The sequence below is a fragment of the Humitalea rosea genome (genome assembly GCF_003253705.1).
GTDB classification, from domain to species: Bacteria; Pseudomonadota; Alphaproteobacteria; order Acetobacterales; family Acetobacteraceae; genus Humitalea; species Humitalea rosea.
Map to the genome: position 1 here is coordinate 163,530 of NZ_QKYU01000011.1, position 7,554 is coordinate 171,083.

Below are 7,554 nucleotides of genomic sequence, written 5' to 3' on the forward strand. Positions count from 1 at the left end.
GCCTCACGCCGGTAGCTTCGCCCGGCGATAGGCGGCCCCCAGCCCGATCAGCGCCAGCCCGAGGCCGAGGAAGGACAGCACCCGCCAGATACCCTCCAGCTCGGCCATATCCACCACGAAGATCTTGGCCGTGGTCACTCCGATCGCGGCCAGGGCCGCCAGCCGCGGCCCGCGCCAGCCACGGCCGAGGCCAAGCGCGAACAGCAGCACCGACAAGACCAACCAGCCACCGGAAATGGCCCAGAGCTCGGCGCCGTCGAACCCCTCGCCCGCCAGCCCGACCCTTGGGCCATGCCACAGGCGCCGGACCTCCAGCACCACCCAGGCAAGCCCCGCCAGCAGCGAAAGCATGCCGAGCAGCCGCGCGAGGCGGCGCGAGACCCCCGGACTGCCGGCGATCACCGCCGCCACCAGCGCCGGGATCGCGTAGCCCGCCAGCAACGGGTTCCAGATCGTGATGCCCGGGACCTTCTCGTCGCTGAAGAGGGGAGTCCAGGCGATCAACCCGGCCAGCAGCAGCATGGCGGCACAGCCGACGACCCGCAGCGCCGCCAGGCGCACCGCCAGCGGCGCCCGCGCCTGCAGCCAGCCCAGCCCCGCGGTCAGCAGCCAGGCCAGGCCGCAGAAGGCCGCGACATCGACGAAGGCGATGCGCCCATCCTCAAGCCCGCCCGTCATCCCATGCCGGAGCAGCACCATCGCCCCCGCGATCCCGGCGGCCAGCGACACGCCCCGGAGCCAAATGACGGCACGGCCGGTGCCGCCGAAGAGGCGCGCCGCCAACCCGGCGGCCGCGGCCGGAACCAGATAGGCGATGGCCAGCCCATTCAGCACCGGCGTGGTCCCGACATCGTAGCCGATGACCGCCGGGTTCAGCACCAGCCGCACCAGCACCCCGGCCGCCAGCACCGCCGCCACCACCCGCAGCGCGCGCGGGCCGGTCCGGGATTCGATCCAGGCCAGCGCCGGCAGCAGCAACCCCAGCGCCGCGGACAGCCACTGGTCGGTCAGCAGCATCCCGGCCGCCAGGGCCAGGGCCGCGACCGCGCCGGCGGCCCATTCCCCGGCCTCGGTCGCGACCCCGCGCCGCATCGCCCGCCCCGCGGCCACGACCAGCAGCCCCGCCAGCGCCAGCCCCGCCGCGGCCCAGAGCGGATCGGGCTGGAAGCCGCGGATGCGGGCGAAGCCGATCAGCAGCATGGCCACCGGAACCCCGGCGCCGAGCCCCGCCCAGCCGCCACGGCGCGCCCCCAGCCACAGCCCCGCGACCAGATGCAGCACGGCCAGGGCGGCCAGCAGCCCGATGAAGGGCTCCAGCACCGGCGGCGCCCAGCCCTCCAGCCCCGGCAGGACGACGGCCGGAACGCCTTCGATGGTCACCGCCTCGGCCGTCGGCTCCCAGAAGGGCAGCGCCCAGCCCGCCACGGCCAGCGTGGCGATGGCCGCGGCATACCAGGGCAGGCGGATCAGCCCGGGCTCCGGCGCCGCGCGCAGGAGGGCGACCAGGCACAGCCCCAGCAGCCCGGCCGCCTCGGCTTCCAGCAAGACCATCGGCCCGAAGCCCGGCAGCAGCGCGAGCCCGGGCGCCAGCACTGCCCAGGCCGCGACCACCCGCCCCGCCGCCACCCCGCCGACGCCGCGCGGCAGCGCGAAAAGCAGCACCCCGGTGGCGGCAGGGACGAAGACCAGCGGGGCCCAAAGCGCCTCCGGCACCGGCAGGTGCTGCCCCGCCATGGCCCAGAGCGCGACGCCGAGGGCTGCCAGGGCGCCAAGCGGCGTCCAGGCCGCGAGCCGCACCACCAGCCCGGCCGCGGCGGTCACCACCAGCAGATAGGCGTAGAGCCCGGGCAGGAAGGGGTCCTCGGTCGCCACCAGCATCGGCGTGACATAGGCGCCAAGCAGCCCCACCACCCCGACCAGAGGCCCAAAGCGCAGGGCCAGCAGCAGCCCCGCCACCCCCGCCGCCGCCAGCAGCGCGAAAGCGACCAGCACCGGCACCAGCCCGTAGAGCGGGCCGGCCGCATAGGCCGCGCCGAACAGCGCCGCGACGCCGCCCGCCGCAAGGGCCGCCGGAGCCAGGTCGGGCGCCGAGCCATGCGGGCAGCGCCGCGCGAGGCGCTCGGCGGCCGCGACCAGGGCCAGGCCCAGCACCGCCGCCAGCAGGCTGCGCGGGGCGGGGCCGAGCCAGCCTTCCTCGATCCCGAAGCGCACCAGGAACACCGCCGAAAGCAGCAGTGCCGCGGCGCCGAGCCAGAGGCCGAAGCGCTGGGTCAGCGCTTCCTCCAGGTTTCGGCGGGGCGGGGCGGGTGGCACGGCCGCGGGGGCCGGTGGGGGCAGCGCCTCGGGGCCGGGCGCCGGTTCTTGCGCCTCGAACACGGGGTGATGCGGGAGCACCTGTTCGGGCACCGGGCCGGTTCGTGCCGCCACCACGCCGGACGCGAGTTCGGCCCGCAGCCGCCGGACCTCCCGCAACGCCCGCCCGGCGCGGAAGAAGCCGATCACCCCGAGGCTCCAGCCCGCGACCGAAAGCAGCGCCAGCAACAACACCTCATCCATCACGTTACGCCCCCGCCCATGTGCCAAGCCTTGCGCGGAACGGGTGCCGCCGCTATGGCCCCCCGACGCCGGCACCCCTGGAGGCCGGCGGTCCTGAACGCTGTGGACCATCCTGCCCCTATCGGGCAGGCCACCCGTAAGGGGCGTACAGACACAACCTCTCGATCCCCCACCCGCGGGCGGGGCGATACACCCACAGGAGTATGCGGACATGGTCCAGATATATCGGATCCCCGCCGTGGCGCGCGAGCAGGCCGGTAAGGGGGCGGCACGCGCAACACGGAGGTCGGGACTGGTTCCCGGCGTGATCTACGGCGCGAAGCTGCCATCCACGATGGTCTCGCTCGACCCGCGCGTCGTGATGAAGGAATTGCACAAGGGCGGCTGGCAGTCGCATTTGTATGACATCGAGGTCGAAGGCGGCAGCACCGAGCGCGTGCTGATGCGCGAAGTGCAGTTCCATCCGGTGAGCGACAAGCCGCTGCATGTGGACTTCCAGCGCCTCGCCCCCGGCGCCCGTATCAAGGTGAAGGTGCCCGTCGCCTTCACCAATGAGGACATCTGCCCCGGCCTCAAGGCGGGCGGCGTGCTGAACGTCGTTCGGCGCGAGATCGAAGTGCTGGCCGAGCCCGCGAACGTGCCCGAGGCCTTCCACATCGACCTGTCCGAGGCCAACATCGGCGCCTCGCTGCGCCTGTCGATGATCAAGGACCTGCTGGGCGCCAAGTCGGTGATCCAGGGCCGTGACTTCATGGTCGCCTCGATCGCGGCGCCGACCGTGGATGCCGATCTGGCCCCGCCGCCGCCGCCGCCGGAGCCCGTCAAGGGCAAGGGCAAGGCCGCGGCCAAGCCCGCCGCAGCGGCGCCCGCCGCCGCCAAGCCGGCCGCCAAGAAGAAGTAAGCAACAGCCCGCGGCCGACCCGGCTTCATGCGACCCAGCTTCATGCGACTCTGGGTCGGCCTCGGCAATCCTGGCGCGGAACATGCGCGCCAGCGCCACAATATCGGCTTCATGGCCATGGAGGCGGTCGCCCGCCGCCATGGTTTTTCCCCCTGGCGCCAGAAGTTCCGCGCTTTGGTCGCGGATGGCACCATCGGCGCCGAGCGCATCCTGCTGCTCCTGCCGCAGACCTACATGAACGCCAGCGGCGATGCGGTGCAGCCCGCCAGCGCCTTCCACAAAATCCCCCCCGAACATATCTGCGCCTTCCATGACGAGCTCGATCTCGCCCCCGGACGGGTGCGGGTGAAGCGCGGCGGCGGGGCGGCCGGCCACAACGGGCTGCGCGACATGCAGCGCGCCCTCGGCACGCCCGATTTCTGGCGGGTGCGGCTCGGCATCGGCCATCCGGGACATCGCGACCAGGTGACGAGCCATGTGCTCGGCAATTTCGCCAAGGTGGATACCTGGGTCGGGCCGCTGCTGGATGCGGTGGCCGATGCGGCGCCCCTGCTCGCGGCCGACCAGCCGGAGGCCTTCATGACCCGTGTCGCGCTGCTGACGCAAGGCAGCCAATAATTCGGGCGCCTGGACAGTTTATCAGGAAAAGCCGATCTCTTGTTTGTGAGGCGCGACAAAGCGCCCTGATCGCCCTGCTGCCCCTTCGGGCTGGTTGAGGCCCGCGGGTCAACGCATCCGCACCTTCCGCGCGATTCCTGGCGCGGCCGTATTCGCGCCGGTCGCGCGCCCCCTGGAATGCGTTGCGGAGAGTTGTATCTCATGGATATGGAACAGGACGACATGCCGGACTCCGGCGGGCCGGCATCCGAGGACTGGGCCAACGCCGCCGCCGCGCTGGCGGCCGGTGTCGTCAAGGAAGCGGCGACCCTGGCACAGGCCGCGGCCGGGCTGGCCCAGGCGCTGAGCGCGGGCATCACCTCCGACATCCGGCGCCATGGCGCGATCCAGGGTGCGGCGGCCGCGGCGGCCCTGCGCGCGGCGCTGCTGCTGGATGTCGCCGATGCGATGATCCATCCCGGCACGGCGCTGGAACGCGCGGCACGGGTGGTGGCGGCGGCCAAGCGCGTCGGCATGCCCGCAGCACCTCTGGCCGCCCCACTGCGGGCCGCGGCGCTGGCGCTGCCGACCGATGACGCGGCGGCGCGGATCGCGGCGAGCGCCATCGCCGAACAGGTCGCGGTGGTGCTCGAGGGCGGCTGAACGCCCGTCACGCGGGAAGCGAGGAGTGGCCATGGCAGGCCTGGTCACGCTCATCGGCCTCCCCTTCGCCTTGGCCGGCGTGGCCCTTTCCCCACAGCCCGCCTGAGCGACGAGACGCTGGCGGTGGTCCCAGGGCTCGCGGCCTACTCATCCTGGCCGGCATCGCGCTGGTGGGGGTGGCGGGGCTGTTGATCCTGTCGCTGACGGTCCCGCTGACGCATCGCATCTGGCGTGATGCCCGGGCCTGGATCACCGGAAGGCCGCCGCGCCATCGTTCCTATGCCCAGACGGACCTATGCCCAGGCGGACCTATGCCCAGGCGGATATTTCGGCGGCGCAGCTTGAGCTGGCCTATGCCTCATCCGACAGCAACTGCTTCGGAAGATTTTGTTGCGTTCGGCGAAGTCCATCCCCCGCCACGATCGCCGATCTAGCCGAGGAAGCCCCTGACCTTTACTGAGGGGCGCACAAGCACTGCGCGTGCACGCCAGGGCGCGCCACGCGCACCCCAACTTCAAGGTTTCCCTCCCCATGGGCTTCAACTGCGGCATCGTGGGCCTGCCGAATGTCGGCAAGTCCACCCTCTTCAACGCGCTGACCGCCACCGCCGCGGCGCAGGCGGCCAACTATCCCTTCTGCACCATCGAGCCCAATGTCGGCCGCGTGGCGGTGCCCGATCCGCGCCTGGATGCGCTGACCCGCATCGGCAAGTCGCAGAAGACGGTGCCGACCAGTCTGGAATTCGTGGATATCGCCGGGCTGGTCCGCGGCGCGTCCAAGGGTGAGGGCCTCGGCAACCAGTTCCTGGCCAATATCCGGGAGGTGGATGCCATCATCCATGTGCTGCGCTGCTTCGAGGATGGCGACGTCACCCATGTCGAGGGCAATATCGACCCGGTGCGCGATGCCGAGACGGTCGAGACCGAGCTGATGCTCGCCGACCTCGACAGCCTGGAGAAGCGCCTGCCGTCCCTGCAGAAGAAGGCCAAGGGCGGCGACAAGGACAGCGCCGCCCTGGTCGCGCTGATGGAGCCGATCGTCGCCGCCCTCGCCGAGGGCCGCCCGGCCCGCAGCGTGGTTGCAGCCGCCGATGCGGCCGCCGTCTCCAAGCTTGGGCTGATGACCTCCAAGCCGGTGCTGTTCGTCTGCAATGTCGAGGAAGCCTCGGCCGCCAACGGCAATGCGCTGAGCGAGAGGGTGTTTGCCATGGCCGCCGCCCAAGGGGCGCGCGCCGTGGTGGTCAGTGCGGCAATCGAGGCCGAGATCAGCCAGATGGCGCCCGCCGACCGCGCCGAATTCCTGGAGAGCCTCGGGCTGGTGGATAGCGGGCTCGATCGCATCATCCGGGCCGGCTACGCGCTGCTCGGGCTGATCACCTATTTCACCTGCGGGCCGAAGGAGGCCCGCGCCTGGACCATCACCAAGGGCACCAAGGCCCCCGGGGCGGCGGGCGTGATCCATGGCGATTTCGAGCGGGGCTTCATCGCCTGCGAGACGGTCGCCTATGAGGACTACATCACGCTCGGCGGCGAACAGGGGGCGAAGGAGGCGGGGAAGATGCGGATCGAAGGCAAGGAATATGTCGTCAAGGACGGCGATATCCTGCTGTTCCGCTTCAACGTTTAGCCGGATCCGGGGGATCGTCGTGCAGTCGCGCACCATCCAGCAGACGGCGCGCGGCCTCGGCCTGCTTCTCCTCCCGCTCCCGCTCCGCCCGGCCACGGCCGAATTTGGCGCGGTTGGCGGCGGCGGTGGCGGAGGCTTCGGCCCGCGCGCGATCCTTACGCGCCCGGTTGAGGTTGACGATGTCAGCCATGCCAAATCATATCACCGCACCGAGGAGTATATCCATGCACGTTGATCTTACGGCCGCGGATGGCCACACCCTCTCCGCCTGGATCGAAGGGCCCGCCAATGCGTCCCGCGCCCTGGTGATGGTGCAGGAAATTTTTGGCGTGAACAGCCACATGCGGCGGCTGGCCGGCGTCTATGCCGCCCAGGGCTATCGCGTCGTGGTCCCGGCGCTGTTCGACCGCGTCTCGCGCGGCGTCGAGCTTGGCTACACCGCCGATGACGTGGCGCGCGGCCGCACCCTGCGTTCGGCGGTCAGCGATGCCCATGCCCTGGCCGATATCGAGGCCGCCCGTACCGCTTTGCCGGCCGGCCTGCCCCAGGGCATCATCGGCTATTGCTGGGGCGGCACCATCGCCTGGTGGGGCGCCACCAAGCTGACGGGCTTCAAGGCCGCGGTCGGCTACTACGGCAGCGGCATCGCCGCGACCAAGGATGTGGTGCCGAACTGCCCGGTGCAGCTGCATTTCGGCGAAGACGACAGCGGCATCCCGATGGCCGATGTCCGCGCCATCGAAGCCGCGCGCCCCGAGGTCGAGGTTTTCGTGTATGAAGGCGCAGGCCATGGCTTCGCCTGCGAACAGCGTGGCTCCTACGTCAAACCCCAGGCAGCCAAGGCCGAGGCGCGCAGCATCGAATTCCTCGCAAAGCATGTGAAGTGATCGAAGGGCAGGGCTGAGACGATGTCGTATATCATCTGGGTCCTGGTCCTTCTGGCCGCATTGGCGGTCATTCCGGCGCTGAACCCCGCAAAATTCGAGGGGCTGCCGATCTGGCTGGTGATCGCGCTTGGGATCGCCGCCCTCTGCACGATGGGGAAGGGTAAGGGCGTCGATTCCTGACCCCCTCGCCCACCCCTGCCTAGCAGTCTGTCGGATTCACTTTGCCTTTCTGATTTGTCAAACTGCGGTTATGGCGACCTTCGTATCCTACAATCGCGACCAGGCATTCCTGTTGCCTCCGGACCTCAAGGCGTGGCTGCCCGA

At 70.8% G+C, this 7,554-nt stretch carries 8 protein-coding genes; 6 read left to right on the forward strand and 2 right to left on the reverse strand.

The window, feature by feature from the left end:
* Nucleotides 1-3: 3 nt before the first annotated feature.
* A complete protein-coding gene (locus C8P66_RS11480; RefSeq protein ID WP_158537215.1) occupies nt 4-2,556 on the reverse strand; it encodes a DUF2339 domain-containing protein in 2,553 nt (850 codons plus the stop codon).
* A gap of 211 nt (nt 2,557-2,767) precedes the next feature.
* On the opposite strand from C8P66_RS11480, the gene C8P66_RS11485 reads away from it, so the two are divergent.
* From C8P66_RS11485 to ychF, 4 genes are all read left to right on the forward strand, one after another.
* Nucleotides 2,768-3,457: a 50S ribosomal protein L25/general stress protein Ctc gene (locus C8P66_RS11485; RefSeq protein ID WP_111398397.1), complete on the forward strand. Its 690-nt coding sequence runs from the start codon at nt 2,768-2,770 to the stop codon at nt 3,455-3,457.
* Nucleotides 3,458-3,499: 42 nt separating this feature from the next.
* A complete protein-coding gene (gene pth, locus C8P66_RS11490; RefSeq protein WP_111398398.1) occupies nt 3,500-4,075 on the forward strand; it encodes an aminoacyl-tRNA hydrolase in 576 nt (191 codons plus the stop codon).
* A 201-nt stretch (nt 4,076-4,276) separates the two neighbouring features.
* Nucleotides 4,277-4,717, forward strand: a complete 441-nt coding sequence (locus C8P66_RS11495) for a hypothetical protein (protein WP_111398399.1) — start codon at nt 4,277-4,279, stop codon at nt 4,715-4,717.
* Between the two features lie 531 nt (nt 4,718-5,248).
* Nucleotides 5,249-6,343 (forward strand): redox-regulated ATPase YchF, encoded by a 1,095-nt coding sequence (ychF, locus tag C8P66_RS11500; protein WP_111398400.1) that lies wholly within the window; start codon nt 5,249-5,251, stop codon nt 6,341-6,343.
* On the opposite strand, the gene C8P66_RS11505 is transcribed toward ychF, so the two are convergent.
* Nucleotides 6,333-6,533 carry a DUF4169 family protein gene (locus C8P66_RS11505; RefSeq protein ID WP_111398401.1) on the reverse strand — a complete coding sequence of 67 codons (201 nt, stop codon included), beginning with the start codon at nt 6,531-6,533 and terminating at the stop codon, nt 6,333-6,335. The genes ychF and C8P66_RS11505 overlap by 11 nt on opposite strands.
* Before the next feature lie 34 nt (nt 6,534-6,567).
* On the opposite strand from C8P66_RS11505, the gene C8P66_RS11510 reads away from it, so the two are divergent.
* A complete protein-coding gene (locus C8P66_RS11510) occupies nt 6,568-7,230 on the forward strand; it encodes a dienelactone hydrolase family protein (RefSeq protein WP_111398402.1) in 663 nt (220 codons plus the stop codon).
* Between the two features lie 21 nt (nt 7,231-7,251).
* Nucleotides 7,252-7,410 (forward strand): hypothetical protein, encoded by a 159-nt coding sequence (locus tag C8P66_RS23855; protein ID WP_158537216.1) that lies wholly within the window; start codon nt 7,252-7,254, stop codon nt 7,408-7,410.
* The last annotated feature ends 144 nt before the right edge of the window (nt 7,411-7,554 follow it).